The 24,458-nt window shown below is 66.5% G+C and carries 28 protein-coding genes; 13 read left to right on the top strand and 15 right to left on the bottom strand.

Going from position 1 to position 24,458, the window contains the following annotated elements:
• Nucleotides 1-95: 95 nt before the first annotated feature.
• From EJE94_RS07015 to paaN, 4 genes are all read right to left on the bottom strand, one after another.
• On the bottom strand, nucleotides 96-1,049 hold the full coding sequence (locus tag EJE94_RS07015; RefSeq protein ID WP_121242544.1) for an ornithine cyclodeaminase family protein: 954 nt from the start codon (nucleotides 1,047-1,049) through the stop codon (nucleotides 96-98).
• A 74-nt stretch (nucleotides 1,050-1,123) separates the two neighbouring features.
• Nucleotides 1,124-2,011 (bottom strand): succinate--CoA ligase subunit alpha, encoded by an 888-nt coding sequence (gene sucD, locus EJE94_RS07010; RefSeq protein ID WP_121242546.1) that lies wholly within the window; start codon nucleotides 2,009-2,011, stop codon nucleotides 1,124-1,126.
• A 12-nt stretch (nucleotides 2,012-2,023) separates the two neighbouring features.
• Nucleotides 2,024-3,190, bottom strand: a complete 1,167-nt coding sequence (sucC, locus tag EJE94_RS07005) for an ADP-forming succinate--CoA ligase subunit beta (protein ID WP_121242548.1) — start codon at nucleotides 3,188-3,190, stop codon at nucleotides 2,024-2,026.
• 123 nt (nucleotides 3,191-3,313) lie between these two features.
• On the bottom strand, nucleotides 3,314-4,987 hold the full coding sequence (gene paaN, locus EJE94_RS07000; RefSeq protein ID WP_121242550.1) for a phenylacetic acid degradation protein PaaN: 1,674 nt from the start codon (nucleotides 4,985-4,987) through the stop codon (nucleotides 3,314-3,316).
• 140 nt (nucleotides 4,988-5,127) lie between these two features.
• Between paaN and paaI the strand changes: the two genes are divergently transcribed.
• The 7 genes from paaI (at nucleotide 5,128) to EJE94_RS06965 (ending at nucleotide 10,314) form a co-directional block, all read left to right on the top strand.
• Nucleotides 5,128-5,592 (top strand): hydroxyphenylacetyl-CoA thioesterase PaaI, encoded by a 465-nt coding sequence (gene paaI, locus EJE94_RS06995; protein WP_121242552.1) that lies wholly within the window; start codon nucleotides 5,128-5,130, stop codon nucleotides 5,590-5,592.
• A gap of 4 nt (nucleotides 5,593-5,596) precedes the next feature.
• Nucleotides 5,597-6,892: a phenylacetate--CoA ligase PaaK gene (gene paaK, locus EJE94_RS06990; protein WP_121242554.1), complete on the top strand. Its 1,296-nt coding sequence runs from the start codon at nucleotides 5,597-5,599 to the stop codon at nucleotides 6,890-6,892.
• Nucleotides 6,893-7,024: 132 nt separating this feature from the next.
• The gene (locus tag EJE94_RS06985) at nucleotides 7,025-7,240 is read left to right on the top strand and encodes a CopG family ribbon-helix-helix protein (protein WP_207855800.1); all 216 of its coding nucleotides are present in this window, start codon (nucleotides 7,025-7,027) and stop codon (nucleotides 7,238-7,240) included.
• Nucleotides 7,241-7,246: 6 nt separating this feature from the next.
• Nucleotides 7,247-7,672, top strand: coding sequence for a putative toxin-antitoxin system toxin component, PIN family (locus EJE94_RS06980; RefSeq protein ID WP_165904772.1), 426 nt, complete (start codon nucleotides 7,247-7,249; stop codon nucleotides 7,670-7,672).
• Nucleotides 7,673-7,686: 14 nt separating this feature from the next.
• Nucleotides 7,687-8,967 (top strand): phenylacetate--CoA ligase PaaK, encoded by a 1,281-nt coding sequence (paaK, locus tag EJE94_RS06975; RefSeq protein ID WP_121242558.1) that lies wholly within the window; start codon nucleotides 7,687-7,689, stop codon nucleotides 8,965-8,967.
• A 133-nt stretch (nucleotides 8,968-9,100) separates the two neighbouring features.
• Nucleotides 9,101-9,328, top strand: a complete 228-nt coding sequence (locus EJE94_RS06970; RefSeq protein ID WP_121242560.1) for a hypothetical protein — start codon at nucleotides 9,101-9,103, stop codon at nucleotides 9,326-9,328.
• Complete coding sequence (locus EJE94_RS06965; protein ID WP_121242562.1) at nucleotides 9,325-10,314, top strand: serine/threonine protein kinase; 990 nt, start codon at nucleotides 9,325-9,327, stop codon at nucleotides 10,312-10,314. The genes EJE94_RS06970 and EJE94_RS06965 overlap by 4 nt, the downstream gene beginning before the upstream one ends.
• 67 nt (nucleotides 10,315-10,381) lie before the next feature.
• On the opposite strand, the gene EJE94_RS06960 is transcribed toward EJE94_RS06965, so the two are convergent.
• The gene (locus EJE94_RS06960; RefSeq protein ID WP_121242564.1) at nucleotides 10,382-10,585 is read right to left on the bottom strand and encodes a cold-shock protein; all 204 of its coding nucleotides are present in this window, start codon (nucleotides 10,583-10,585) and stop codon (nucleotides 10,382-10,384) included.
• A 231-nt stretch (nucleotides 10,586-10,816) separates the two neighbouring features.
• On the opposite strand from EJE94_RS06960, the gene msrA reads away from it, so the two are divergent.
• Nucleotides 10,817-11,365, top strand: coding sequence for a peptide-methionine (S)-S-oxide reductase MsrA (gene msrA, locus EJE94_RS06955; RefSeq protein WP_121242566.1), 549 nt, complete (start codon nucleotides 10,817-10,819; stop codon nucleotides 11,363-11,365).
• A gap of 12 nt (nucleotides 11,366-11,377) precedes the next feature.
• Here the strand turns inward: msrA and EJE94_RS06950 are convergent, their stop codons facing one another.
• From EJE94_RS06950 to EJE94_RS14935, 3 genes are all read right to left on the bottom strand, one after another.
• A complete protein-coding gene (locus EJE94_RS06950; RefSeq protein ID WP_121242568.1) occupies nucleotides 11,378-11,626 on the bottom strand; it encodes a hypothetical protein in 249 nt (82 codons plus the stop codon).
• A 147-nt stretch (nucleotides 11,627-11,773) separates the two neighbouring features.
• A complete protein-coding gene (locus tag EJE94_RS06945) occupies nucleotides 11,774-12,802 on the bottom strand; it encodes a TRAP transporter substrate-binding protein (protein WP_121242570.1) in 1,029 nt (342 codons plus the stop codon).
• A gap of 32 nt (nucleotides 12,803-12,834) precedes the next feature.
• Nucleotides 12,835-12,966 (bottom strand): hypothetical protein, encoded by a 132-nt coding sequence (locus tag EJE94_RS14935; protein ID WP_275540518.1) that lies wholly within the window; start codon nucleotides 12,964-12,966, stop codon nucleotides 12,835-12,837.
• A gap of 126 nt (nucleotides 12,967-13,092) precedes the next feature.
• Between EJE94_RS14935 and EJE94_RS06940 the strand changes: the two genes are divergently transcribed.
• On the top strand, nucleotides 13,093-14,346 hold the full coding sequence (locus EJE94_RS06940) for a hypothetical protein (RefSeq protein WP_121242572.1): 1,254 nt from the start codon (nucleotides 13,093-13,095) through the stop codon (nucleotides 14,344-14,346).
• 16 nt (nucleotides 14,347-14,362) lie between these two features.
• Here the strand turns inward: EJE94_RS06940 and EJE94_RS06935 are convergent, their stop codons facing one another.
• Nucleotides 14,363-14,782, bottom strand: a complete 420-nt coding sequence (locus EJE94_RS06935; protein WP_121242574.1) for a hypothetical protein — start codon at nucleotides 14,780-14,782, stop codon at nucleotides 14,363-14,365.
• A gap of 10 nt (nucleotides 14,783-14,792) precedes the next feature.
• Nucleotides 14,793-15,563, bottom strand: coding sequence for a Nif3-like dinuclear metal center hexameric protein (locus EJE94_RS06930; RefSeq protein WP_121242576.1), 771 nt, complete (start codon nucleotides 15,561-15,563; stop codon nucleotides 14,793-14,795).
• A 53-nt stretch (nucleotides 15,564-15,616) separates the two neighbouring features.
• On the opposite strand from EJE94_RS06930, the gene EJE94_RS06925 reads away from it, so the two are divergent.
• A complete protein-coding gene (locus EJE94_RS06925) occupies nucleotides 15,617-16,783 on the top strand; it encodes a Do family serine endopeptidase (RefSeq protein ID WP_121242578.1) in 1,167 nt (388 codons plus the stop codon).
• 80 nt (nucleotides 16,784-16,863) lie between these two features.
• Here the strand turns inward: EJE94_RS06925 and EJE94_RS06920 are convergent, their stop codons facing one another.
• From EJE94_RS06920 to EJE94_RS06900, 5 genes are all read right to left on the bottom strand, one after another.
• A complete protein-coding gene (locus EJE94_RS06920) occupies nucleotides 16,864-17,745 on the bottom strand; it encodes a spore coat protein U domain-containing protein (protein ID WP_165904771.1) in 882 nt (293 codons plus the stop codon).
• The gene (locus tag EJE94_RS06915; protein WP_243642563.1) at nucleotides 17,742-19,976 is read right to left on the bottom strand and encodes a fimbria/pilus outer membrane usher protein; all 2,235 of its coding nucleotides are present in this window, start codon (nucleotides 19,974-19,976) and stop codon (nucleotides 17,742-17,744) included. Before EJE94_RS06915 ends, EJE94_RS06920 begins: the two co-directional genes overlap by 4 nt.
• Nucleotides 19,977-20,400: 424 nt before the next feature.
• Nucleotides 20,401-21,165, bottom strand: coding sequence for a fimbrial biogenesis chaperone (locus EJE94_RS06910; RefSeq protein ID WP_121242584.1), 765 nt, complete (start codon nucleotides 21,163-21,165; stop codon nucleotides 20,401-20,403).
• Between the two features lie 8 nt (nucleotides 21,166-21,173).
• Entirely contained in the window at nucleotides 21,174-21,614 is a 441-nt protein-coding gene (locus tag EJE94_RS06905) for a hypothetical protein (RefSeq protein WP_124962409.1), read from the bottom strand.
• 65 nt (nucleotides 21,615-21,679) lie between these two features.
• Nucleotides 21,680-22,186 carry a Csu type fimbrial protein gene (locus tag EJE94_RS06900; protein WP_121242588.1) on the bottom strand — a complete coding sequence of 169 codons (507 nt, stop codon included), beginning with the start codon at nucleotides 22,184-22,186 and terminating at the stop codon, nucleotides 21,680-21,682.
• 354 nt (nucleotides 22,187-22,540) lie between these two features.
• Between EJE94_RS06900 and EJE94_RS06895 the strand changes: the two genes are divergently transcribed.
• From EJE94_RS06895 to EJE94_RS06885, 3 genes are all read left to right on the top strand, one after another.
• Complete coding sequence (locus EJE94_RS06895) at nucleotides 22,541-23,023, top strand: spore coat protein U domain-containing protein (protein WP_121242590.1); 483 nt, start codon at nucleotides 22,541-22,543, stop codon at nucleotides 23,021-23,023.
• 123 nt (nucleotides 23,024-23,146) lie between these two features.
• The gene (locus EJE94_RS06890; protein WP_165904770.1) at nucleotides 23,147-23,611 is read left to right on the top strand and encodes a spore coat protein U domain-containing protein; all 465 of its coding nucleotides are present in this window, start codon (nucleotides 23,147-23,149) and stop codon (nucleotides 23,609-23,611) included.
• Between the two features lie 67 nt (nucleotides 23,612-23,678).
• Complete coding sequence (locus EJE94_RS06885; protein WP_121242595.1) at nucleotides 23,679-24,440, top strand: fimbrial biogenesis chaperone; 762 nt, start codon at nucleotides 23,679-23,681, stop codon at nucleotides 24,438-24,440.
• The last annotated feature ends 18 nt before the right edge of the window (nucleotides 24,441-24,458 follow it).

The following is a 24,458-nucleotide window of genomic DNA, read 5'->3' as shown; positions in this document are numbered from 1 at the left end:
AGCAGACGCCCCCTGCGGGGGCAGCGTCCACGAGGGATACCGCCGCCGGCGCGGCGCCGGCGACATAAACACAGTGAGCGTGAAGGCCATATTGCTCAATACGGCAATTCGCTGCCGAGGCCGTTCTGTCGGGCCAGCGCCACGAGCCGGACGGCCAGCGCGAGGTCCTGGATCGCCATGCCCTGCGATTCGAACAGGGTGATCTGGCTCGGATCACTGCGGCCGGAACGCGTACCCGTCAGCAGTTCGCCGAGTTCCACCAGTTGTCCCTCCTGCAGCCGGCCCTTTTCCAGCGCCGGCAGCAGGTCGCCGGCCTCGCGCAGCGCCGTGGCCCGGCCATCGACGCAAACGACACCGGCACGGCGTACCGTCTTCTCGTCGATTTCATGACGAATCAATGAATTGGAACCGGCCGCCGTGACATGAGCGCCCTCCTCCAGCCAGTCGCCGTCGAAGACGGGGTGCGAGGAACTGGTGATGGTGACGACGATGTCGCTGCCGCGCACGGCCTCCTCGGCGTTGGCGGCAGGAGCGACCTCGACGCCGAAGCGGCGCGAAAAGTCGGCGGCTCCGGCACGGCGCCGTTCCTCGTCCCGGCAATAGAGCTTGACCCGTTCGATCGGCCGCAGCCGGCACAAGGCCGCGATCTGGCTCTGCGCCTGCCAGCCGGCGCCGAATACCCCGACCGTGGCGGACTCGGGCCGCGCCAGGCAGCGCGCGGCGAGACCACCCGCGGCCCCCGTGCGCATCATGCCGAGGGCGTCGGCAGCAAGGACGGCGAGCGGCCGCCCGTCGGCGGCGTCGAACAGGTGGACCAGAAAGCGGTTGGCCTCCCGGCTCGTGGTGTAGGCCTTGTAGCCTGTCACCCCCTCCTCGAGCAGTGCCCCCTGCAGGATGTGCAGTGTCGACGTCGCCGTCCGCGTCCGCTGGCGCGGCATGTCGATGGCGCGGCCCGCCGCATGCGCACGGTGCGCCGACTCGACGGCTTCGAGCGCCAGGTCCATGGTCAGGAGTTTCCCGACCTCGGCTTCGTTCAGATAGAGCGCCATGCAAGGATTCTAAGGGCAAAAGCGACGATGCCGGCTCGCGCCGGCATCGTCTTGCCACGCATCGAAACCGGCTGCTACAACACCGTTCGCAACAGCTTGCCCATCTCGGCGGGATTCTTTGTCGTCCGGATGCCGCATGCCTCCATGACGGCGAGCTTTTCCTGCGCCGTGCCCTTGCCGCCGGAGATGATGGCGCCGGCGTGGCCCATGCGCTTGCCGGCCGGCGCGGTGACGCCGGCGATGAAGCCGACGACGGGCTTCTTGTTGCGGCATTCCTTCGAATACCACTCGGCCGCGGCCTCCTCGTCGGAGCCGCCGATCTCACCAATCATGATCACGGCATCGGTGTCGGGATCGTTCATGAACAGCTCGAGCACGTCCTTGTGCTTGAGACCGTTCACCGGGTCGCCGCCGATGCCGACGGCCGTGCTCTGGCCGAGGTCGAGGTCGGACAGCTGGCCGACGGCCTCGTAGGTCAGCGTACCGGAGCGCGACACCACGCCGATGCGGCCCTTCTTGTGGATGTGGCCGGGCATGATGCCGATCTTGATCTCGTCCGGCGTGATGATGCCCGGGCAGTTGGGGCCGCAGAGGATGGTCTTGCGGCCTTCCTTCTTCATGCGGTCCTTCACCGCGACCATGTCGCGCACCGGAATGCCCTCGGTGATGCAGATCACCAGGTCGAGGTCGGCCTCGACCGCCTCCCAGATCGCGGCGGCGGCGAACGGCGGCGGCACGTAGATGACGGAGGCGTTGACGCCCTGCTGCTGCTTCGCCTCCTTGACGGTGGCATAGATCGGGATGTCCTCGAAGCTCTCGCCCGCCTTCTTCGGATTGACGCCGGCGACGAAGCAGTTCGCGCCGTTGGCGTAGTCCTTGCACATCTTGGTGTGGAACTGGCCGGTCTTGCCGGTGATGCCCTGGGTGACGACCCGGGTGTCCTTGTTGATCAGGATGCTCATGGTCTGGGTTCCTTACTTGCCGGCAACGGCGGTGACGATCTTCTGGGCGGCGTCCGCCATGTCGCTGGCGGTGATGATAGGCAGGCCGGATTCCTTGAGGATCTGCTTGCCGAGATCCTCGTTGGTGCCGCGCATGCGCACCACCAGCGGCACGCTGAGATGGGTTTCCCTGGCCGCGGCGACGACGCCGTTGGCAATGGTGTCGCAGCGCATGATGCCGCCGAAGATGTTGACCAGGATGCCCTTGACCTTGGGGTTCGCCAGCATCAGCTTGAAGGCTTCGGTCACTTTCTCGGTGGTGGCGCCGCCGCCGACGTCGAGGAAGTTGGCCGGCTCGGCGCCGAAGAGCTTGATGGTGTCCATGGTCGCCATCGCCAGGCCGGCGCCATTCACCAGACAGCCGATGTTGCCGTCGAGCGAAATGTAGGAGAGGTCGAACTTCGAGGCCTCGATCTCGGCCGGATCCTCCTCGTCGAGGTCGCGCATGGCGACGATGTCCTCGTGGCGGAACAGGGCGTTGGAGTCGAAGTTCATCTTGGCGTCGAGCGCGACGACGCGGCCGTCGCCGGTGACGATCAGGGGGTTGATCTCGGCCAGGCTGGCATCGGTCTCCCAGAAGGCCTTGTAGAGGCCCTGCAGCACGGCGCGGCCCTGCACCACGCTGGCCTCGGGTATGCCGATCTGCCGGCAGACGGTGCCGGCCTCGGCATCGGTCAGACCGGCGACCGGATCGACGAAAACCTTGTGGATCTTCTCCGGTGTCTTCGCCGCGACTTCCTCGATGTCCATGCCGCCTTCGGAGGACGCCATCAGGCAGACCTTCTGCGTCACGCGGTCGATGACCATGCCGACATAGAGTTCGGCCTTGATGTCGGCGCCCTCCTCAATCAGCAGGCGCCGCACCTTCTGCCCCTCGGGGCCGGTCTGGTGGGTCTTGAGCTGCATGCCGAGGATCTGCCCGGCGTAGCCCTTCACCTCGTCGAGCGACTTGGCGACCTTGACGCCGCCGCCCTTGCCGCGGCCGCCGGCATGGATCTGGGCCTTCACCACCCAGACCTTGCCACCGAGGTTCTCGGCGGCCTTGACGGCCTCATCGACGGAAAAGCACGGCACGCCGCGCGGGGTGGCCACGCCGAATTTCCGCAGGATTTCCTTGCCCTGATACTCATGGATCTTCATCGGTTTTCCTCTTGGGGTTCAGCCTGTCGGAGGCCGCGGATCGTTACCCGCCGAGCGGGTGCGCACTGCGGCCAGCCATAACTTGTAATTATGGCCAGCAAACATTTACTGATTACTTACGCACTAGCCGGCATCGCGGCGCGTTTCGAGCACGTAGAAGCGATTGGTGACGAAGGCCGCATCGACCAGCGAGGCCGTGGCCGCCGGATTGGCGCCGGTGCCGAAGTAATCGGAGAACGCCGCCGACTGCGTCAGGGAAAGTCCGCCGGTGAGGTTGAAGGACAGAGCCACCGCGGCGCGCATCGCCGTTTCCTCCGCCAGTTGCTGCATCACCGGATTGGTCGAATAGACCGCGAAAGTGACGCCCCCTTTTTCGCGCATGGCGCGCTCGGCGACGGCGAGACTTTCCGAGTTCGTCGCCGTCTCGACGACGAAGCTGATCGGGCCGAAGCGCTCCTCCATGAAGACATGGTGGTCGGAGATCTCGGCGCGCAGCAGCAACGGCGTATGCACGCGCGCATCCGGCCAGTGCGGATGCTGCAGCGGGGAGGAATCGCGCAGGATCTGCCCCGACTCGTTGCCGAATTCGCGCATGGCGTCGATGCAGGCAACGGTCGCCGCGCCCTGGATGGCGCCGAGCACCTCGACGGCACGGGCGCTGTCCTCGACCAGCGTACCGATCGCCAGCGCGAGGTCGCGGCCGAACTGGTGGGCGTCGTGCGTGCCTTCCGGCGTCGTGATGCCCTCGCTCGAGACAAGGATCACCTGCGGCGCCATCGAGGTCTGCCCCGAATGCAGCGACAGCGTCACGGCGAGATTGCGCAGCATGCCCTTGTAGTCGTCGGTCGATTCGACGACGACGCAATTGACGCCCGCCTTGTGGGTGAACACCTTGGCCTGGCGGGCGTTGTCCTCGAACCACTCTGCGTACTCCGTGCGCCCGGCGCAATCGACCAGGCGGATGTCGGGGTTGACGGCCAAGTCCTTGGCCATCGGCGTGCCGGAGTCGTCGACGAGCAGGCTGACGAGATTGGCATCGAAGCCCGCATCCTTGAGCGTCTGTCGCGCCAGCGCCACGGTGATCGCCATCGGCAGGATCGCGCTCGGGTGCGGCTTGACGATCACCGCGTTGCCCGTGGCCAGGCTGGCGAACAGCGCCGGGTAGGCGTTCCAGGTCGGCGACGTGGCACAGGCGAGCAGCAGTGCGATTCCGCGCGGAGCCACGGTGTAGCGTTTCTCCACCACCAGCGGCGGATGGGCGCCCTGCGGCTTCTCCCAGACCACCGTCTCGGGCACGTTCTTCATTTCGCTCCATGCCTGCGCCAGCGCCTCGAGGCCGCGATCCTGCGCGTGGGGACCGCCGGTCTGGAAGGCCATCATCAGGCTCTGCCCGGTGGTATGCATGACCGCATGCGCGATTTCCATGGTGCGCGCGTTGAGCCGCTCGAGGATCTCGGCGCAGACCGCGGCGCGCAGGTCGGGACCTGCGCGCACCCAGGTCGGCATCGCGCCCTTGGCCGCAGCGATGAGCGCGTCGGGCGCGCAGCGCGGAAAGCTGATGTCGAGGTTGAGGCCGTAGGGCGACGGCTCGGCGATCACCCGCCCCATGACGCCCGGCTGGTCGAGATAGAAGGCCGCATCGAGGTAGGCCATGAATGCCTGGCGCCCCTCCTCGATCGCGTTCTCGCCGTAAGTCTTCGGGTTCTCCGAATAAGCGCTCCAGTAGGTCCGGCGACGCACGGCTTCCACCGCACGCTGCAGCAGGGACTGGTGCTTCTCGAACAGCGGATGTGCCATCGGTCAGATCTCCCGGGATGCTCGCCCCGCGCCTCGCTGCGGAGCGCCGCCCCTGCGATAATGCGGCGGCCGCCCATTCTAACCCCATGTCTTTTGCGGACACCACGCCTTCCCACGCCCTCTGCCCGGAGCAGCCAACGATGACATCGCCGACCCCCGAAGAAACCGCGCGCCGTTGCGCCGAGATCATGTGGCCCGAGGACCACGCCGCCCAGGGCCTGGGCATCGAGATCCTCGCTGTCGGCCCCGGCTCGGCCCGGGTGACGATGAGCGTGCGCCAGGACATGGTCAACGTCCATGGCACCTGCCATGGCGGCTTCATCTTCGCCGTGGCCGACACGGCCTTCGCCTACGCCTGCAACAGCCAGAATCACCGCACCGTAGCCTCGGGCGTCGACATCAGTTTCGTCGCACCGGCCCACCTCGGCGACAAGCTGACCGCCCACGGACACGCCCGCCAGCAGGGCGGGCGCAGCGGCGTGTACGACATCGAAGTGGAGAACCAGGACGGAAAGCTCGTCGCCCTCTTCCGCGGCCGCGCCGCCCGGATCAAAGGACATTTCTTCGAAATGCCGGATAATCCGGGGTCGCCAGAAGGGAGATAACAAAGTGGCTCAGGCCTACCAACCCATCGAAACCGCCAGCCGCGACGAGATCGCGGCGCTGCAGCTCGAGCGCCTGCGCCAGACGCTGCGCCACACCTATGCGAACGTGGCGCACTACCGCGCCAAGTTCGACGCCGCCGGCGCCCACCCCGACGACCTGAAGACGCTGGCCGACCTGGCGAAGTTTCCCTTCACCACCAAGCAGGACCTGCGCGAGAACTACCCCTTCGGCATGTTCGCGGTGCCCCGCGAAAAAGTGGTGCGCGTGCATGCCTCCTCCGGCACCACCGGCAAACCCACCGTCGTCGGCTACACGCAGAACGACATCGACACATGGGCCACGCTCATGGCCCGCTCGATCCACGCCGCCGGCGGCCGGCCGGGCGACAAGGTGCACGTGTCCTACGGCTATGGCCTGTTCACCGGCGGGCTCGGCGCCCACTACGGCGCCGAGCGGCTCGGCTGCACGGTCATCCCCTTCGGCGGCGGCCAGACCGAACGCCAGGTGCAGCTGATCCTCGACTTCGAGCCCGACATCATCATGGTCACGCCGTCCTACGTGCTGGCCATCGCCGACGAATTCCAGCGCCAGGGTCTCGACGCGACGAAAAGCTCGCTCAGGCTCGGCATCCACGGCGCCGAGCCGTGGACCAACGAGATGCGCACCGAGATCGAACGCCGCTTCGGCATGCAGGCCGTCGACATCTACGGCCTGTCGGAAGTCATGGGCCCCGGCGTGGCGCAGGAATGCGTCGAGAGCAAGGACGGCCCGGTGATCTGGGAAGACCACTTCTACCCCGAGATCATCGATCCGAACACCGGCGAAGTGCTGCCCGACGGCGAACTCGGCGAACTGGTGTTCACCTCGCTGACCAAGGAAGCGCTGCCCATCATCCGCTACCGCACGCGCGACCTGACGCGCCTGCTGCCGCCGACCTCGCGCTCGATGCGCCGCATCGCCAAGATCACCGGTCGTTCCGACGACATGCTGATCATCCGCGGCGTCAATGTCTTCCCGTCGCAGATCGAGGAGCAGATCCTCAAGATGGCCAAGCTGTCGCCGCATTACCAGCTGGAAGTCAGCCGCGAAGGACATCTCGACACCATGACCGTGAATGTCGAGATCAAGCCCGAATTCGCCACCGCCACCGCCGCCGAGAAGGAATACGTGGCGCACGAACTGCAGCACCACATCAAGTCCTATATCGGCATCAGCACCCGCGTGGACATCAAGGCCGTCGGCGACATCGAGCGCTCGCTCGGCAAGGCCAGGCGGGTCATCGACAAGCGGCCGAAGTAAGCAGGAAAAGTCGGCACCCCAAGGGTACTTCCTGCGGGGCGCGTTGGCGGGACGGCGATCACGGGACAGCCGAAAGTCAACTAGGCTCACGTGTGCTACGATGTAATACATTTTCACGACCCGAGACCGATCATGGCCACCCTGACGATGCGCATCGACGAGCCGATGGAAGCCGAACTGGCGCGCTTGGCCGAGGCGACCCACCGGACCAAGAGCGATCTGGCCCGCGAGATGCTGCGCCGCCAGCTTGCCATTCGCCGTTTCCAGGCACTGCGCGCCCAAGCCCTGCCCCATGCCGAAGCGGCCGGCTACCTCACCGACGAGGACGTGTTCAGCAGCGTTTCGTAATACATCGTGAAGGTTTTTCTGGATACCAACGTGCTGGCCAGCGCCCTGGCCACGCGGGGCTTGTGCGCCGAGTTGTTCGAATTCGTTCTGGCCGAGCATGAACTCGTCGCCAGTGCCGAACTGCTGGCGGAACTGGAACGGATACTGACTGCCAAGCTCCGGATTCCTGCCGCCGTGACGGCCGGCTTCATCAGCCTGATCGCCGAGTCGAGCGAGGTCGTGCGTGAGCCCGGCCCCATCCCCGACGGCATCCCCGATCCCGACGATGCCCCCCTGATCGCCGCCGCGCTCGCCGGCGGCGCCAAATGCTTCGTCACCGGCGACAAGGCCCTGCTCGACCTCGGCGCCGTCGCGGCCATGCCGATCCTGTCGCCGCGGCAGTTCTGGGAACGTACCCGGCTGGGCCAATTGCCTATCACCCACAATTCATGAGCCAAGGCTCGTCCATGGAAGCCATCGAAACCGCCAGCCGCGACGAGATCGCCGCGCTGCAGCTCGAACGCCTGCAGAAATCGCTGCGCCACGCCTACGCCAACGTCGCCCACACCCGGGCGAAGTTCGATGCCGCCGGCGTCCACCCGGACGATCTGAAGTCGCTGGCCGACCTGGCGAAATTCCCCTTCACCACCAAGTCCGACCTGCGCGACACCTACCCCTTCGGCATGTTCGCGGTGCCGATGGACGACGTGGTGCGCGTGCATGCCTCCTCCGGCACCACCGGCAAGCCCACGGTGGTCGGCTACACCCGGAACGACATCGACACCTGGGCCGGCATCGTCGCGCGCTCCATCCGCGCCGCCGGCGGCACCAGGAAGGACATCATCCACGTCACCCACGGCTACGGCCTGTTCACCGGCGGGCTCGGCGTGCATTACGGTGCCGAGCGCGTCGGCTGCACCGTGGTACCCGTCTCCGGCGGCCAGACCGAACGCCAGGTGCAGCTGATCCAGGACTTCAAGCCGACCATGATCGTCGGCACGCCCTCCTACGTGCTCAACATCGTCGATGAGTTCGAGCGTCAGGGCCTCGACCCGGCCAAGAGCAGCCTGCAGCGCGGCATGTTCGGCGCCGAGCCCTGGGGCGAGGAAATGCGCCGCGAGTTGGAGACGCGGTTGGGCATCGCCGCGATGGACCTCTACGGACTGTCCGAAGTCATCGGCCCCGGCGTGGCCTGCGAATGCATCGAGAGCCGCGACGGCCCGACCATCTGGGAAGACCATTTCTACCCGGAGATCATCGACCCCGAGACCGGCAAGGTGCTGCCCGACGGCGCACAGGGCGAACTGGTGTTCACCTCGCTGACCAAGGAGGCGCTGCCCATCGTGCGCTACCGCACGCGCGACCTCACCCGCCTGCTGCCGCCGAGTGCGCGGTCTTTCCGCCGCATCGGCAAGATCACCGGCCGCTCCGACGACATGTTGATCATCCGCGGCGTCAACCTGTTCCCCTCGCAGATCGAGGAGTTCATCCTCAAGACGCCGAAGCTGTCGCCGCATTACGTGCTCGAAGTCTCGCGCCGCGGCCACATGGACGACCTGGCGGTGCGGGTCGAGATCAAGCCCGAGTTCGCCGCCTCCGCAGCGGATCGCGAGGCCGCCGCCCGCGAACTACAGCACCACATCAAATCCTACATCGGCATCAACACCAAGGTCGAGGTCGCCGACGTCGGCGCCGTCGAACGCTCGACCGGCAAGGCGAAGCGCGTCATCGATCTAAGAACCAAATGAGAGCCCCCCACGCTCGCCCCCCAAGGGGACTTCCTTCGGGGCGCAAAAGCGGCTCGCTGCCCCCCACAGGGGGGCGCATGCCTCCTTGCCCTCCAACTCGGCGAGGGTCCCGGGGCGGCCCTGCGGAGGAAGCATGAAACCCCACCACTGGCCCTGGACCTTCCTCGCCTTCACGGCGCTGGGCATCGTCGCCACCCTCGTCGGCGTCGCCGCCCTCGCCGGCCTGATGGCGGGTGTGCACCCGATCTTCAACGACGGCACCGCAGCCGGGCTGGCGCTGATCGTCACGGCCATCGCGCTGTTCCTCACCGGCGCCTTTCCGCTGGTGCTGCGGCGCCTGGCCGAACGCGAAGGCGCGTGAGCGACCACCCGTACCAGCGGCTGACGCCCGATCTCGCGCTCGACGCGCTGGACAGCGTCGGCCTGCATGGCGACGGGCGGCTGCTGGCGCTCAACAGCTTCGAGAATCGCGTCTTTCAGTTCGGCATCGAGGACGCCCAGCCCGTCGTGGCCAAGTTCTACCGGCCGCAGCGCTGGTCCGATGCCGCCATCCTCGAGGAGCACGCCTTCGCCGCGGAACTCGCCACGAGAGAGATCCCTGCGGTGCCGCCGCTGCGGCTGAACGGCGCGACGCTGCACCATCATTCCGGTTTCCGCTTCGCCGTCTTTCCGCGCCAGGGCGGGCGGCCGCCGGAACTCGACCAGCCCGGCGTGCTCGAATGGCTGGGGCGCTTCCTCGGCCGCATCCACGCGGTCGGCGGCATCGAATCTTTCCACGACCGGCCGGCACTCGACATCACCAGCTTCGGCGAGGAACCGCGCGACTGGCTGCTCGCCCACGATTTCATTCCGTTCGAACTGCGCGACGTCTGGGCCGGAGTCGCCGCCCAGGCGCTGGACGGCGTACGACAGTGCTTCGAGCGCGCGGGCACGGTGCGCCCTCTGCGCCTGCACGGCGACTGCCACATGGGCAACGTGCTGTGGACCGAAGATGGAAAAACGCGCGGCCCCCATTTCGTCGATTTCGACGACGCCCGCATGGGGCCGGCGGTGCAGGACATCTGGATGCTGCTCTCGGGCGACCGCTCCGAGCGCACCCGCCAGCTCCACGACATTCTTGCCGGCTACGAGGACTTCGCCGAGTTCGACACGCGCGAACTCCATCTGATCGAAGGGCTGCGCACCCTGCGGCTGCTCCACTACTCGGCCTGGATCGCGCGACGCTGGAGCGATCCGGCCTTCCCCCTCGCCTTCCCCTGGTTCGACAAGCCGCGCTACTGGGAGGAACGCATCCTCGAACTGCGCGAGCAGATCGCGCTGATGGACGAGCCGCCGCTGCCGGCATAACGGCACCTGCCACAGACGAAAAAAAACCGCAGCCGAGGCTGCGGTTTCTTCTGGCGATGCGCCGAAATTACATCGGCTTGATCGCGGAGGCCTGTTTGCCCTTCGGGCCCATCTTCACCTCGAAGCTGACTTTCTGACCTTCCTGCAGGGACTTGAAGCCGCTGCCCTGAATTTCGGAGAAGTGGGCGAAGAGATCGTCGCTGCCATCTTCCGGGGTGATGAAGCCGAAGCCTTTAGCGTCGTTGAACCACTTGACGGTACCAGTTGCCATTGTGCTTTCCTTAAAAAAATATAAATCGGGCCGGGGCCCTGAATGCAAGCGAGAAAGGTAGATGGGACTGGTAAAACCGAAACCCTGAGGGCACGAACTACCGGACAACGACTGCCTGAATCGAATGCCCCGCCACCTTATGTCAAAGCCGGCCTCATGCCAAGGAATATTTTGCAGGCGGAGCCGCCCCGCCTATCATTGCCGCTCCCGACGCAACACAGGAATACCATCATGCAAGACTCTTCCCCGGCCGCGACGGCGACCCTCGGCGGCGGCTGCTTCTGGTGCCTGGAGGCGGCTCTGCGCCAGCTTGACGGCGTCGATTCGGTGATCTCGGGGTATTGCGGCGGCCACACGGCCGATCCCGACTATCGCTCGGTCTGCGACGGCCGCACCGGCCACGTCGAGGTCGTGCAAATCGCCTTCGACCCGGCCAGGATCGACTACCGGACCCTGCTCGAAGCCTTCTTCGCCATCCACGACCCGACCACGCCCGACCGCCAGGGCAACGACGTCGGCAGCCAGTACCGTTCGGCCATCTTCACCCACTCGGACGAGCAGGAGCGCATCGCCCGCGAATTGATCGCCGAACTCGATGCCGCGAAAATCTGGCCCGACCCCATCGTCACCACCGTGGCGCCGGCGCCGACTTTCTGGCCGGCCGAGGACTACCACCAGGACTACCTCGCCAACAATCCCCGCCAGCCCTACTGCGTCGCCGTGGTCGCCCCCAAGGCGGCCAAGCTGCGCGAGAAGTTCCGCGCCCGGCTGAAGCCGTGATCGTTGGGACCCTCAGGCTTCGCCGATGACGTCGAGCAGCTCCTCGACCGAATAGCTGCCGCCGTCGGCGAACTCGACGGCCTCGACGCTGCCGCCCATGGCGCCGTACATCGCGACCAGCGCGTCGCTGCAGGTGATCAGCAGGTATTGGCCGCATTCGCTGCGCGCGACCGCCAGGTCGCCGGGCCCGATGCCCGAGGCCAGGCGCACGGTGTCGCCGTCCTCGATGATCTCCGCCGTGTCGTCTGCGGTGTGGCTCATTGCGCTGCCCTCCTTGGCTTTGCCGCGCCATGCGCTGCGGCTGTGTCGCCGCGAATTTTCATGCGGTCATGGCGTCGGAGCGGATGCTAGCGCACTACATGTCCGATGTATATTCGACGAAAGTCATAGATGGGCAGGGCCCCCGCCTCACTTGCGGCTGTGGCGGGCGATCGCCTCGCGCGCGGCATCGAGCAGGGCCTTGCCGTTATGGCCGCGCTTGCCCACGTCGGCGACCCACTCGTCGTCGAGGCGGTCGGTGGCCTGCTTCCATTTCTCCAGTTCGGCGGCCGGGATGACGTTGATCTGGTTGCCGCGTTCCTGCACCAGCTTCCGCGACACCGGCGCGGCCTCGTCGTAAAGGCGGCCGGCGGTGGCCGAGAGGCCGATGCCGCTGTTGGCATCTACGATCTTCTTCAGGTCCGCAGGCAGGGATTCGTACTTCGCCTTGTTCATCGCCACCATGAACACCGAGGTGTAGAGGCCGGGCACTTTGGGGTCGGTCTCGGAGGCGAAGCGCGTCACCTCGTGCACCTTGATCGAGGGCACCACCTCGTAGGGCAGCAGCGCGCCGTCGATCACGCCCTTCGAGAGCGACTCGGTGACCTGCGGCACGGGCATGCCGACGGGAATGGCGCCGAGCGCGGCGAGCATCTTGTTGGTGATGCGCGTCGGCGCCCGCAGCTTGAGCCCCTTGAGGTCGGCGAGCTGGGTCACCGGCCGTTTGGCGAGGAAAAAGTAGCCCGGTTCGTGCACATGGAAGGCGAGCGGCTTGACGTCCTTGAACTCGGCGGCGGCATAGGTCTGGGCGTAGTCCCAGACCGCGCGGCTGGTGGCCTCGGCCGTGGTCATCATGAAGGGCAGCTCGAACACCTCGATCAGCGGAAAGCGGCCCGCCGTGTAGCCGAGCAGGGTCCATATCACGTCGGCGACGCCGTCCCGGGCCTGGTCGTAGAGCTGCCCCGGCGTGCCGCCGAGCTGCATCGAGGGATAGATCTGGCACTTGAGGCGTCCGCCCGAGTCCTTCGCCAGCTTGTCGCACCAGGGGCCGAGGATCTTCGCATGGGCCGTCGAGTTCGTCGGCAGGAAGTGGTGGACGCGGAGGATGATCTCCTCGGCAAAACTCGGCGCCGGCAGCACGGCGAGGGCGACAAGCAGGGAGGCAAGGAGACGTTTCATCGCAGGGTGGGATGGATCGAAAGGGCCGGATTCTAGACGATGCTCGCCTGCAGCCCGTCGAGGCCGGCGATGCGGCCGACGCAGACTATGCGGCGAACCGGGAAGCCGCCATCGCTGCCGACGACCGGCAGCAGGCGCCTGGTGAAGGAAAAGGCGGGGAGCATGGCGTTCTTCGGCCTTTCAAACGCGCGGCGCGCGGCTAGACTCCGCCAGTCTGCGGCAACTTTATCCTGCGCAACCTTCCAAATCGGCGAACCAGTGTACCGGGAACATCGTTGAAGCCCACTCTCATGCCACGCGCGGCCGGCCGGCGGAAGGCCGGCGGCGCCGCCAGTCCGGCGCGCGTACTGCTGACCGCCTGCGCCCTGATGTTGTGCCCGCCGCTGGCGGCGCACGCGACGACGCGCGAGCAGCCGCTGCGCCTGGACCCCGCGCTGACCTCCCCGGCCGAAGACTTCCCGCCGGACGAACGCGCGCTGCTACGGGTCGAGTACCAGGCGGCCCAGGCCCGGGCGGCCGAGGCGGACGTCCTCGGCGACATCCTCCTCCGGGTGCGCAACATCAACGGCATGATCAACGACATCCACGGCATCGTTGCGGCCTGGCCCATCGCCGGCGCGCCGTCGGCTGCTGCGCCCACCCGGAGTGAAGCCGTCGCCAGGGCCGCCCCCCTGCAGGCGGATGACGACATGTCTGCAACCGTTCCCGAGATGACCGTGCGGGCGCTGATGGCGGCGGTCATCGTCTTCCTTTTCTGGCTCCTCGGCAGACGCCATTTCGCGGAGCGGCGCCGCCTCGCGGCGTTGGCAGCGCCAAGTCCCGCCGCGACACCCACGGTGATCCCCGAGGACGAAGCGGCAGTCGCGCTGCCGCCGCCCGCGCGGAGGTCCCGCCAGACGGGTCAGGAGGCAGACCCCGGACATCCCCTGGCCGCGGCCGCCGCCGTGCAGGCCCAACCCGCTGTGCCCGCGCCGCCGGCAGCGGCAGTCGCCGCGGACCCCGCACCCGACCAGACCGTGGTGCTGGACGCGCTCGAATTCGAGCTCCCCGACATCCCCTCACCGCCGGCGGCGGCGAACGAAGCATCCGCGCCGAATGTCGCCGCCGGCGCCGACCAATCGATCGAACTCGCCGAGATCATGGTGTCGATGGGGCTGGCCCAGGGTGCCGCCGACGCGCTGACCGAGCGCATCCGCGTCAATCCCAAGCGCGCGCTCTACCACTGGCTCAAGCTGCTCGAGGTCTACCGCCGCTCGCAGATGAAGGAGGACTTCGAACGCACCGCGCAGGAGCTGCGCCAGACCTTCAACGTCCAGCCCGCAGGCTGGGGCGGCGCCACCGGCAGCTTTTCCATCGAGGACTTTCCCCACCTTTCCGCCAGGCTGCAGGAGCTGTGGCCGACGCCCGCATGCGGCGAATTCCTCGCCCACCTGCTCGAGGACAACCGCGGCGGCCAGCGCAACGGCCTGCCGCAGTGCGTGGCCGAGGAAATCCTGATGCTGGAGCAGATGCTCGCTACCGAAGCGGTCGCGCGCGCCGCCTGAGCGCCGAAGGCCCGCCTCAGACCTTCTTGCAGAGCCGAGGCTCTTCGGGACCGGCAAGGCTCCGCGCCACCGCCGTGACGAGGTCGTGGATCTCCTCGACCGAAAAAGCCTGCAGCAGCCGGTTGGCGAGCCCGGGCTCGAGGCGGATGGTCCGCACGCTGCCGTCGTCGAGTGCCACCGAGACGCCCGCGACGCGGTTGTCGAGCCAGCCGGCTTCCTCCGCCGCCTCGCCCGACTGCTCTTCCATCAGTTCGTCGTAACGGGCTTCGAGCACGTCGAGCGCCTCCTCCGCCACGTCGTCGGCTATCGTCACCAGCAAGGCGGGCACTTCGTCGTCCGCCGCGGGATCGGTGGCCAGGGCGCAGCTCACGCCCAGCTCGGCCGCACGGGCGAGAAAGTCGTCGCGCAGCCGCTCGCTGAAAAATACATAGTCCATGGAATGCCTTCTAGACGGGGTTGTCGAGTTCGAAGTACTCGCAGCTCAGGCCGCAATTTTCCGCCAGATGCCGGCCCAGCGCCTGCACGCCGTAGCGCTCGGTCGCATGGTGGCCGGCCGCGATGTAGGGCACGCCCGATTCGCGCGCCAGATGCACGGTCTGCTCCGAGATCTCGCCGCTGACATAGACGTCGGCGCCGGCCAGGATCGCCTGCTCGAAATAGCCCTGGGCGCCGCCGCTGCACCAGGCCACGCGCTGGACAGGCCGCGTCGCGTCGCCGACCAGCAGCGCCTCGCGCCCCAGCGTGCGGCCGATGTGCGCTGCCAGCTCGCCGGAAGAACTTATGCGAAGCGGTATCCCTTGGGACGGCTGTAGCGACACGCCGAGAAAGCCGATGTCCTGCTCGGCGAATCGTCCCGTCGTTTCCCAGCCCAGCAGCCGCCCGAGCTGCGCGTTGTTGCCGAGTTCGGCATGGGCGTCGAGCGGCAGGTGGTAGGCGAACAGGCTGATGTCATGTGCCAGCAGCGCCGCCATGCGCCGCTTGCGGAAACCGGTGATGCGGCCGTCCTCGCCGCGCCAGAACCAGCCGTGATGCACCAGCACCGCATCGACGTCGCGGCGTACCGCCTCGTCGATCAGCGCCTGGCTCGCGGTGACGCCGCAGAGCACGCGCCGCACCTCGCCGCGACCTTCCACTTGCAGGCCGTTTGGGCAATAATCCCGGAAGCGCGCGGCTTCCAGCAGGGTATCGAGGGTGCCGCGCAATTCTTCGCGATCCATGAATTCTCCTTCCGGCAACGCCGGCCCCCTAGTTTAGGCCCGCCGACTTCGACATGCGCCGCATTTGGCTGATTTTCGCCCAGACCGTCACGATCTGCGTCGCCGCGCTGTTCGTGGTGCAGACGCTCAAGCCCGAATGGCTGGCGCCTGCGGGCGTTTCACCGGGCAGCGCCAGCCTCGGCGGCGTGGCGGTGCGCGAGGCGCCGGTCGCCGCCGAGTCGCGGGCCGCCGGGTCCTACGCCGACGCGGCGAAGCGGGCCGTCCCGGCGGTGGTGCATATCTTCACCAGCCAGGAAATCAAGGCGCCGCGGCATCCCTTCCTCAACGACCCCTTCTTCCGCCATTTCTTCGGCGACCGCTTCGGCGAGCAGACGCAGCGCCGCTCGGGCCTGGGCAGCGGCGTGGTCGTCTCGGCCGAGGGCTACATCCTCACCAACTACCATGTGATCGAGGGCGCCGACGAGATCGAGGTCGCCCTCAACGACGGGCGCAAGTTCAAGGCCAAGGCCATCGGCACCGACCCCGAATCCGACCTCGCCGTGCTCAAGATCGCCGCCGACAGCAAGCTGCCGGCGATCACCTTCGCCGCCGCCGACAACCTGCGCGTCGGCGATGTCGTGCTGGCCATCGGCAATCCCTTCGGCGTGGGCCAGACCGTGACCTCGGGCATCGTCTCAGCGCTGGGCCGCACCCACCTCGGCATCAACACCTTCGAAAACTTCATCCAGACCGACGCCGCCATCAACCCCGGCAACTCGGGCGGCGCGCTGGTCGACGCCAGCGGCAACCTCGTCGGCATCAACACCGCGATCTACTCCCAGAGCGGCGGTTCCATGGGCATCGGCTTCGCCATCCCGGTCTCGCTGGTCAGGAGCGTGATGGAGCAGATCATCAAGACCGGCACGGTGACGCGCGGCTGGGTCGGCGTCGAGGTGCAGGAAGTGACGCCGGAGCTGGCCGAGTCCTTCCGCCTGCCCTCGACCTCCGGCGCCCTCATCGCCGGCGTGATGCGCGGCAGCCCCGCCGACAAGGCCGGCGTCAAGCCCGGCGACCTGCTGCTCGCCATCGACGGCAAGCCGGTGACCGACGCCCAGGTCATGCTCGGCCTCATCGCCGCGCTGGCGCCGGGACAGGAGGCGCGCTTCAACCTGCGCCGCGACGGCAAGGAAGTCGCACTGGCGATCACCATCGGCAAACGGCCGACGCCGCCGCGGGAATAAGCCCCGCTGCCGCGCCGCCAGCGGCGCGGCGCCTCGACGGACCCGGCTCCCCAGAACTCCCGGGGATCGCGGCGGGTCAGTCAATAAGTGACGTAAATCGTGTGCATCTGCGTGCCGGAGCAACTGCCCGAGGAGCATTTCCCTGCCTGTCCGGCAGGCATGCTGACGTTGATGGTGTAGCCCTGCGCACCCCCGTTGCCCCGCTTCGATACCTTCCCCGCCGTGCCATCGATATTGAGGCTGTATTGCAGATTGCTCACGGGGCTGACCGCGATGTAGACGTCGAGCGACAGCTCATAGGGGAGGTTGTTGGTGCAAGTGGCACTGCCGAGGGTACTGCCGGTGGCGGGAGCCGGCTGGAAGGCCGTGTAGTTGATGGTCAAGGGGCTCGGGGCCGGCGCTGCGATGGTGCAGGAGGCCGGGACCGTGATGGAAACGGCGAATGTCCCGGTGGGCGAGAGGTTGTTAGTATTCGTGTTGTTGCGCACCCGCATGCTCACCGTGTCGGTATAGGTTCCCGCAACCGCCGCCTGCCCGGCCGGAACGCAACCCCAGAAGTTGACCGAAATGGGCTGGGCGACGCCAACCACCGCCGCCAGGTTGATTGTCATGAAATCTCCGACCACGAGGCTCGTCCACAGGGACGTGCACGTGCTGTTCTTGTGGCCGTCGTAATTGAGGTAGTTCCCCGTGGCGCCCAGACGCGCCCGGTTCTGCACGCCCAAGGCGTTTGCGCCGTTGTTGGCGCGCAGCAGCACGGTAAGCGGATCGCCACCGACGCTGCGGGTGCAGCTGAAGGTGACCGTCCCCTGGGTGATGTTGAGCAGCGTGCCGGTCGCACCGGCGTAGGCCGTCGTGAATCCGCCCGATGTCGGCACCGTGCAGGTAATGACGGCTTGTGCGGCGCAAGCCGCGCACATCAGCGCGAGCGCCGCCAGCAGCCTGATGGTGTAGGACCTCATCGTTTGACTCCCTTGCAGGGCAGCGGACCTATGCGTGGAATATTGTCCCGCGTCCCTTCCGGCAGGACAACCTCCATTTCGCATTGCTGATCCTTCCATTTGAGCCGCAGCCGGTTGTTTGGTTGCAGACCGGTCACGAATGCCTCGCCGCGCCGGGCCACGTAGAACTCTTGCTTGTCGCCCTCGATCGCCACGATGGACCCGGCCGGAGCCACGTCGCCGTCGTCGAGGACGATCCGCAGCAGGGCACCGCGCCCTCCGCGCACCGGAAATTTGACCTTGACGACGGTGCGCCAGGCCGGTACCACGAGTTCCTCGATCGAATCGAGTTCGGCGCTGACCGGCAGGTCCTGGGGATCGAGGCGCACGGAATTGCGCTGGTAGGGCGAGAGTTGGGGAACCAGCGCCACGCCGTCGGCATCGGTATGGGTCATCACGGTGCTGCCCAGCCCGACGCCGACGCCGCCGTAACCGGGCACTTCGACCAGCGCGAGGCTCTGGTTCGAGCGCTGGGTCGCGAACAGGTGGCCGTCCGTGAGGACGAGGCCGCCACTGCCGTACAGGCGCTGCACATTAATGTCAGGCGACATGCTGAAGTCGCCGCCGATCTGGCCGTAGCGGCCAAAGTAGTTGAGCCCGGCCTCCTCGTGCGAGCGGTTCTGCTGCCGTCCGGCAAGGACGCGCCAGCCAAGCCCGCTGTCCTGCGTCGGGGACTGCGTGGCGGCCAGATAGTAGTCGGTGGTCTGTTTGCTGCCCTTGTTCGCCGACGCGGTAACGATTCGGCCGTTGTCCAGCGGGAACATCAGCGTCAGTCCCGCGGATGTGCCGCTGAAGTGACCCCATGAACGGCTGGCGTTGACCATCAGTTGACCATGCTCGGCGACCTGCACCGTGTAGTTGGCGCTCGCGGTGTCGATATGGGTGGCGTCGAACAGCCTCGACGAAGCGTAACCCAAGCCGAAATTGCCCAGGCGGTCGGTGCTATAGGTCCAGTTGGCGGCGACCTGCCGCCACGTCGGCGTCACGTCGATCTCCTCGCCGAAGGGCCGCCACTCGGCCGTCGCGCCGATCGCCTGAAGGTAGATGCTGCTGCGCAGGCCCTGGCGCTCCAGCCCCAGCTGCCATTGGCGGCCGTGCCCGAGACTCTTGACATAGCTGTCGGCGATCGCGGCGCTGGCGAGCATCTGTCCGGGAACGGCCGCGGCGCCCCCAATTTCGAAGAAACGCTGCTTCGACGTGGCCTCGGCCACCCCCTCCAGCGAAAGGCCGTCGGTGATGCCCCGTCGCCAGATGCCCCGGGCGAAGCCGGCACCGTAGTCGTTGCTTACGCTGCCCAGGCCACGCCTGACCTTGCCGGCTTCGACGCTCCAGTCGTTCAGGCCGGGTGCCAGCAGCTTGTTGCTGGTAAAGAACGACCTGGTGATCACCGATTCGCGCCCGAGCAGATCGCGCACCACCATCCGGGCCTCGCCCCCGCCCGACAACACCGGGAAATTGTCGATGGCGAAGGGCCCTGTCGGCACCTGCGAGGTCTGGCGCAGGACATCGTTGATGTACAGGTCGACTGTCGACGGAACCACCGACATGCCGCTGAGGATGGGCTGGGGATTGGTGATGAAGCCCGGCGTCAGGCCGAAGTTGGTGCCGAACTGGACGCCGCCGAAGTAGACGCTGCGTCCCATCAGCCCCGCCCGAGTTGCCGTGTCGCCGACCTTGAGCGTCTTGTTTTCGCCGGCGAAGTCCTTGGTCAGGGTCGTTTCGAGGCGCAGGAAGCGCTCCTGATTGTTCTGGACCACATTGTTGTTCTGGACCAGCATGCTGCTGGTGAGGATCCCGAGCTCCGAGGAAAACCCGAGTTCCCCGACCATGCCCGCGCTTTCCAGCGTCGGCGCGGACTTTGCCTCCGTGCGCTGATAATTGACGTCGTAATTGAAAAACACCGTCGGCTCCGCCGGGGTGATGGAAAGGGTCGTCGCAGGCTTGAGCATCAGGCGCGTGGCGGCAAATGCCTCGGGGGAAAACATCAGCTCCAGCGACTGGCTGGCGAAGTCCACCCGGGACTTGTATCCGGGAACCGCGTTCATGGGCAGGTACTCCTGGCCCCTGAATGTGATGGCCTGGGCCTGTGGGTCAACTTGTACGCGCCACTCCTCGAAGGCATCGCGCGGCGCATACAGCGCACCGGCACGCTCGACCAGCACCCAGGTGCCACTCTTGGTCCCATTGACCACGACTTCCAAGGGCAGTATGCGATCCGCCCCCTTGACGGAACCGCCTGACGCGGGCTTGGACGCCTCCTTCGGAGCGGCGCCGCCAGCGGCCGGAGGCGCCGCAGCGGGCGCCTTGGCTGGAGCCGCCGGGGCTGGCGCCGGCGCTGCAGGAACCCGGGGCTCGGGGTAGACGACGTCGGGAATGCCCGGCACCGGCTTTGGGTCGTAGGATCTCGGAACCGCCGCGGACGGTTGGGCGCAGACCGGCCGGGGCGGCAGCCAAGCGAGCAGCATCCCAAGCAGGGCTGCGGCAGTCGGACGAAGGAAGGAGAACCGCGTCATGGCGATCGGCACGAACCCGCCGTGGCGCCGGGATCAGGAAGGAACTGTCGGCACCACAGCGCAGGAACGGATGCCTCGCGGATGAAACGAAGAACGCAAAGCACTACTCGCCGATGGTTATCGCGTAGCTCTCGGTCGTTCCGTCGGCCAGCGACACCACCAGCGTCGCCTTGCCGGCCGGAATCTTCCCTTCCTTCCTTTTCAGGTCGAAGCTGCGCTTGATCTCAGGCAGGATGTAGCCGCCGGCGTCGTCGCTCGCGAGCTTCTCCCCGGCGTCATTGTTGAGCTGCAGGGTCGTCGGATGCACGTGGGCGTTCCCCGAGTTTTCGCAGGTGGCCCTGACCGCGTTGGCCGCGATGCGCTCCGCAGTGCAGCCGAGCTTGCCCTTGGCGCCGGGCGGCGTGATGAAGACCGGCATGGACATCGCCATGGCGATCTGCAGGAACATGTCATTGCCCTTTGCCGCCCTGGCTTCGGGGACTTCGCGCAGGATCATCCGATAGGTGAGCTGTTCGGTCGGGTTGGCCATCGCCCCAAGCCTTGCAAGCCGCACCACCTGGCGCGCCCGCGGGCCCAGCTTGATGATCGGGGGGGACAGCAGCAGGTCTTCGGTAGCGGTCAGCTGGTCCTGGCCGCCTGGCGCCTGCTTCCAGAGATAGAGGTCGGCCTGCATGACGATTTCCTCGTCGCCTTCGTTGGTGATGGTCACGGCGACCGCCCGGTCCTTGGGGTTCATGAAAATGCGCACGGGCGTGACGGTGAACATCCCGGCGCTTGCCGGCATGGCGAAGCCAAAAACAAGAAGCCCGAACAGGCCGGGCATCAGGAATTCGCTGAGGCGCAGGTGCATTCTTTTTACGAGTGTCATCGACGTGGTCACCAACCCATTAACATTTCGAGGTAGTCGCGATCCGCAAGGTTGATGATACGCCAGGTCGTTACGGTTCCAACGCCGGTATAGACATAGATTCCTCCCGGAATTTGCATTCCGGGCAGCACATACTCGCTCACGTGCAGAAATCGATAGGCACCGCCGTGTATCGGCAGGAAACGCCCCTGGGCGCCCGGCGGCCGGATGTCGACGACCGCCCCCGTTGCGCAGACCACGGTGACTACCGCGCCGAAAGTGGTGGTGTCCGGCCCCCGGGTGCAAAAGGCGGACTCCGCGACGGGAGGTACGACGCCGGTGATGAGGGTGGAGGTTACGTTGAACCCGCGGCTCCCAGGGGCAGCAGCCGCATCCAACGCGGCCGCGCAAAATGCAACGGCCAGCATCATGCGTGCGATGAAGCTGGCCGTTCCCATCATGATCGCCAACACCCTCACGTCATGCGAACTCTCTCGAGCCGCGAAAATCGATCGGCGACACCGGGCTGGGTCGATCAGAAGTTCAGCGTCAGGGTACGCGTCTGGGTACCGGCGCAGGAACCAACCCCGCAGGTACCAGCCTGGTTGGCGGTGATCGAGCCGTTGATCGTATAGGTGAAGGTATCGCCACCGCCGATGATAGCGGTGGTGGCATCGGCTCCGCCGGCCACGGCACCCTTCACGGTGGTCAGGGTGTATTGCAGCCGGTTGGTCATGACGCCGGTCCCCGAGGGGGTCACGGCCAGAGCGCTGCTGGTCGCATCCGCGGCGGTGTCAAACTCAGCGAGCACACCCGCCAGCGTACGCGTACAAGTGATCAGGGCGGACGTCGAACCCACCACCGCAGCAGTAAATGCTGTGTAGGCGGGGAAGGCCAGATCGGCGATTGCACCGACCGTACAGGCCGAATTCAGGGTCGCAGTGACATTGAAGTTGGCCGAGCCGACCGCGGCGGATGCGCTCGGAACCATCATCCCCTGCGCCGCGAATGCCGTAGCGATGGCGAACATCAAGCGTTTCATTTCATGCTCCTTTCGGAAAGCTGACATTGAAAAGTTCTTCTACGAAAGCGATATTACCCTGCGACCCGGCGAATTCAAGGGAATTCTTGGCCCGAATGCAAGAAATATCACAAACATGTGGCTTCGCCGCCATGCCGCGGTGGCCACCCTTGATCCACGCGGGTCCAACCCCAACTCGCGGGCATGGAGTGCCCGACAAGTCCCGCAATATCAAGGCGACCGTGAAAAATTACCGCTCCCGAACGGAACCACGGAGGCATAATGACGACTAACCAAAGTAATAGAGCGAGTCATCGAGCGATGACTTGGCGGAACCCGGAATTCAGCACTTCGTATCCTTGAAAGGAGCAAAAAATGAAATTCAGCAAACTTATTCTCGTCGGCGCCCTCGGTGCCGCAGGCGTGCTCGGTAACGGCGTCGCGCTCGCAGCCGACACCGCGGCGATCACCGTTTCGGCGGCCGTGCTCGGTACTTGCAAGTTCGTCGCGCCCAAGACCGGCGCCTTGGCATTCGGCAACCTTGACCCCTCGGTCGGCGGCAACGTCAACGGCACGGCGACGAACCCGTCGTTCTGGTGCACCAAGGGTGCGAGCTATACCATCAGCGACGACTTCGGCGTCAACGAGGCCGTGGCCGGCGTCGCTCCCCGCCGCATGAAGCACGCGACCTTGGCCGAGTACATCCCCTATACCTTCACCTATACGGCGACCGGCACCGGCGCGGGTCCCGGAACGCCGGCGACGCTTAACCTCGCCGGCCAGGTGCTTGGGACCGACTACGCCAACGTCAGCGCCGGCAACTACGGCGACACCGTCACGCTGTCAATCACCCCGTAATCAGCGTCGCGCATGTGGGTTCGGCCGCCTGAGCGCTTCGCGTTCTGGCGGCTTTCCCGTGTTATGGGTCCTGCTTTCATCACCATCCGCCGCCGCCGACCCCGATTCCGGAGTCGGGGGCTTTTGCTCGCGCTGGGCCTGATAGGCATCGGTGCGAATGCGCTGGCCGCCGACACCGCCACCGTTGTGGTCGGGGCGACGGTGCTTTCCAAGAGCAACTGCAAGTTCAACGCCCCGGGAACGGCGACGCTCGCCTTCGGCAACGTCGACCCCGCGAGCGGCTCGCCCGCCACGGCCAGCACCAGCTTGGTCCTGCGCTGCGGCGGCGCCGCGGCGTCGGCGACATTCAACCTCACCCACGACAGCGGCCAGTGGGAGACCGCCCCGAACGCCAACCGCATGAAGCATGCGACCGCCAGCCCGGCCGAATACATGGCCTACACGCTCACCCTGACGCCGCAGTCGGCCACCATACCGAAGAACACGGATCAAACGATCACCATCGACGGCAGCATCGCGCCGGCGGACTTCCAGAACGCGTCGATGGGCTCGTATGCGGACTCCGTTGTGATCACCCTGAATCCCTGACAGAATCTCCGTTGCGGCGCAGCGGGATCGCACCTGACCACCGGGGCCGCCTGACGAGGAATAATCGATGCTTCCAATCAACGAGCGATTCACGCGCCTCCTCGGCGCGCTGGTTTTCGCCATGGCCATGCTGCCGCTGCCGGCCACGGCCGTCGGCTTCGCCGTGTCCCCGATCCTTGTCGAACTCGATCGCAACGCCAAGAGCGGTGCCATCACCGTATCAAACGATGACGATAGCGAATCGCTGCGGGTCCAGATCAAGCTGTTCGAGTGGACCCAGGGAGCCAGCGCCAAGGACGAATACCGCGAAAGCGAGGACCTGCTTTTCTTCCCGCGCCTGCTGGCGCTGGAGAAGGCCGAACAGAAACTGGTGCGCGTCGGCCTGCGGGTCCCGGCCGCGACGCAGGAAAAGGCCTACCGCCTGTTCGTCGAGGAACTGCCGGCGCCACCGCCGCCTGGCGGGGTGCCCGGCGCCCGTGTCGCGATCTCCGTGCGCTTCGGGGTGCCGATCTTCGTCAGGCCGGTGAAGGAGGAACTGCGCGGCGAGATCGAGAAGATCGAACTGGCGAAGGGCGTGCTTCGTGTCGCCGTGCGCAACGGCGGCAATGTGCATTTCACCATCAAGTCGATCACCGCGTCCTCCGGCGAAGTCTTCTCCAAGGAAGCCGCCGGCTGGTACCTCCTCGCCGGAGCCGCACGCGAGCACACAGTCGAACTGCCGGCCGATGCGTGCGCAAAGCTGAAGCGGCTCGACGTCGTCGTCAAGACCGAACCGCCGCTCGAACTCAAGGGAAGCCTCGACGTCACCGCATCGATGTGCAGACCTTGAGGAAACGGCGACCAGTCC

The organism is Sulfurisoma sediminicola (genome assembly GCF_003865015.1).
In the GTDB taxonomy this organism is placed as follows: domain Bacteria; phylum Pseudomonadota; class Gammaproteobacteria; order Burkholderiales; family Rhodocyclaceae; genus Sulfurisoma; species Sulfurisoma sediminicola.
Note: the sequence above shows the minus strand (reverse complement) of the source record. Positions and strands in the feature narration are given on the sequence as shown.